The 2,621-nt window shown below is 60.0% G+C and carries 3 protein-coding genes and 1 pseudogene; 3 read left to right on the forward strand and 1 reads right to left on the reverse strand.

All coding sequences use genetic code 11. From position 1 onward, the window contains the following. Positions 1-185 (reverse strand): 2,5-dihydroxypyridine 5,6-dioxygenase NicX family protein (locus tag FEM54_RS30195; RefSeq protein WP_477749748.1); only part of this gene is annotated, 185 nt, incomplete at its 3' end. A 307-nt stretch (positions 186-492) separates the two neighbouring features. On the opposite strand from FEM54_RS30195, the gene FEM54_RS30200 reads away from it, so the two are divergent. The 3 genes and pseudogenes from FEM54_RS30200 to FEM54_RS30210 form a co-directional block, all read left to right on the forward strand. After that, positions 493-1,626, forward strand: a complete 1,134-nt coding sequence (locus tag FEM54_RS30200; RefSeq protein ID WP_017135474.1) for an FAD-dependent monooxygenase — start codon at positions 493-495, stop codon at positions 1,624-1,626. Then, a complete protein-coding gene (locus FEM54_RS30205; protein WP_138454023.1) occupies positions 1,623-2,423 on the forward strand; it encodes an alpha/beta fold hydrolase in 801 nt (266 codons plus the stop codon). The genes FEM54_RS30200 and FEM54_RS30205 overlap by 4 nt, the downstream gene beginning before the upstream one ends. A 10-nt stretch (positions 2,424-2,433) precedes the next feature. Beyond that, positions 2,434-2,621: pseudogene (locus tag FEM54_RS30210) on the forward strand (Asp/Glu racemase); the annotation flags it as partial.

Below are 2,621 nucleotides of genomic sequence, written 5' to 3' on the forward strand. Positions count from 1 at the left end.
AACGACGGCAGTTCCACCGCATACACCTTGGCCCCCAGGCGCTGCGCCGCGTCCATCGCAGCACGCACAGTGCGCGGGTCCGAGTAATGGCTCTTGAGCACGGCGACGCTCTGGGTCGGGTCGACCTTCGAGAGTTTCAACACGTGTTCAAACATCTGGGTCAGTTCGCAATCGCTTACCGGCATTTTCCTGTCTCCTGTGGGGCTGCACCAAGTTCAAGCACCGCGCTTCACTCCAGTGCATTTTTATAGTGTATACGCCAATTAATACCGATAAGACCCGAATTGAAGACGAACTGCAAGTAGCGCACCAAAACGTTACCAAACCACACAAACACTACAGATAAAGGCCAAAACCCGTTACACAGGATAAATACGGCCAAAAAATAAAATTGTGAACGTGGGCTTCCCATTTCAAAAAATGAGCGTATACACTTTAAAAACCTTGCGGACAGATGCCGCCAAAAATCAAAAAGAGAGAGGTTCACGCCCCATGGGAAGCACACAAAAAATCGCCATCGTCGGTGCCGGCCTGGGCGGCGCGGCGGCGGCCACACTGCTGCAGCAAGCCGGTTTCGATGTCGATATCTATGAACAGGCACCGGAGTTTTCCCGCTTGGGTGCAGGCATCCACATGGGGCCTAACATCATGAAAATCTTCCGCCGCATGGGCATCGAAAAACAGCTGGACCTGATGGGCTCGCACCCCGAGCACTGGTTCAGCCGTTGCGGCGAAAGCGGTGACTACCTCTCGCGTATTCCACTCACCGGCTACGGCGCTTCCTACATCACCGTGCACCGTGGCGACTTGCATGCACTGCAGATGTCGACCCTCAAACCTGGCACCCTGCACTTCAACAAGCGCCTGGAAAACCTCGAAGAAACCGATACCCAAGTGCGCCTGACCTTTGCCGACGGCGAAGTGACCTACGCCGATATCGTGATCGGCGCCGACGGCATCAACTCCAGGATCCGTGAAGAGCTGCTCGGCGTGGAAAAACCGCTGTACAGCGGCTGGGTCGCGCACCGTGCGCTGATCCGTGGCGACCAGTTGGCCAAGTACGACTTGAAGTTCGAAGACTGCATCAAGTGGTGGACCGAGGACCGCCACATGATGGTCTACTACACCACCGGCAAGCGTGACGAGTACTACTACGTGACCGGCGTGCCCCATGCCGAATGGGACTTCCAGGGCGCGTTTGTCGACAGCAGCCGCGAAGAGATGTTTGACGCCTTCAAAGGCTACCACCCCACCGTGCAGGCGCTGATCGAGTCCACCGAAAGCGTGACCAAATGGCCGCTGCGCAACCGTAACCCGTTGCCGCTGTGGAGCCGTGGCCGCCTGGTGTTGCTGGGTGACGCCTGCCACCCGATGAAACCGCATATGGCCCAGGGTGCCGGCATGGCCATCGAAGACGCGGCCATGCTCACCCGCTGCTTGCAGGAAACCGGTATCAGCGACTACCGCACCGCCTTCCAGCTCTACGAAGCCAACCGCAAGGAACGTGCGTCCCGCGTACAAGCGGTGTCCAACGCCAACACCTGGCTGCGCACCCAGGAAGACCCGGCCTGGGTCTACGGTTATGACCTGTACGCCCAGGAACTGAAATCGGGGGTGGCCGCGTGAGTACCTTCCTGTATGGCGCCAATGTGCAAGCCAATGGTATTCGCCAGCACTACCTGCGCTACGGCGGCAAAGGCCCGGCGCTGATTTTGATCCCGGGCATCACCAGCCCGGCGATTACCTGGGGTTTTGTGGCTGAGCGTCTTGGCACCCGGTTCGACACTTACGTGCTGGATGTGCGCGGGCGCGGTTTGTCGTCCACCGGGCCGCAATTGGACTACAGCGCAGACACCTGCGCCGAGGACATTGGCGCGTTTGCCGATGCGCTTGGGCTGGACAGCTACGACCTGGTTGGCCATTCCATGGGCGCGCGGTTTGCCGTGCACAGTGCAGCCAAGCATCCACAGGGCGTCAACCGCGTGGTGCTGATCGACCCGCCAGTATCCGGCCCCGGCCGGCGTGAATACCCGAGCAAGCTGCCATGGTACGTCGACTCGATCCGCCAATCGCGGGTCGGCATGGACGCTGACGCGATGCGCGCCTTCTGCGCCACCTGGACCGTCGAGCAACTGCAGCTGCGCGCCGAATGGCTGCACACCTGTTATGAGCCCGCCATCGTGCGTGCTTTCGATGACTTCCACACGGTCGACTTCCACCAGCACCTGCCCAAGCTCAAGGCCCCTGCCCTGTTGATGGTGGCCGGGCGCGGCGGCGTGATCCTGGATGAAGACATCGCCGAAATCCAGGACCTGCAGCCCGCTATCCAGGTCGCCCGTGTACCGAACGCCGGGCACATGATTCCGTGGGATGACCTTGAAGGCTTTTTTGCCGCCCTCGACGGCTTCCTCACACAAGAATAAGGGAACCACCATGCTCAAGCCTTACCGTATCGGCCAGATCGTGCCGAGTTCGAACACCACCATGGAAACCGAGATCCCGGCGATGCTTAACGCGCGCCAGGCGATCCGCCCCGAACGCTTTACCTTTCACTCCAGCCGCATGCGCATGAAGCAGGTGCGCAAGGAAGAACTGGCGGCCATGGACGGCGAGTCCGACCG

Source organism: Pseudomonas edaphica (genome assembly GCF_005863185.1).
GTDB lineage: Bacteria > Pseudomonadota > Gammaproteobacteria > Pseudomonadales > Pseudomonadaceae > Aquipseudomonas > Aquipseudomonas edaphica.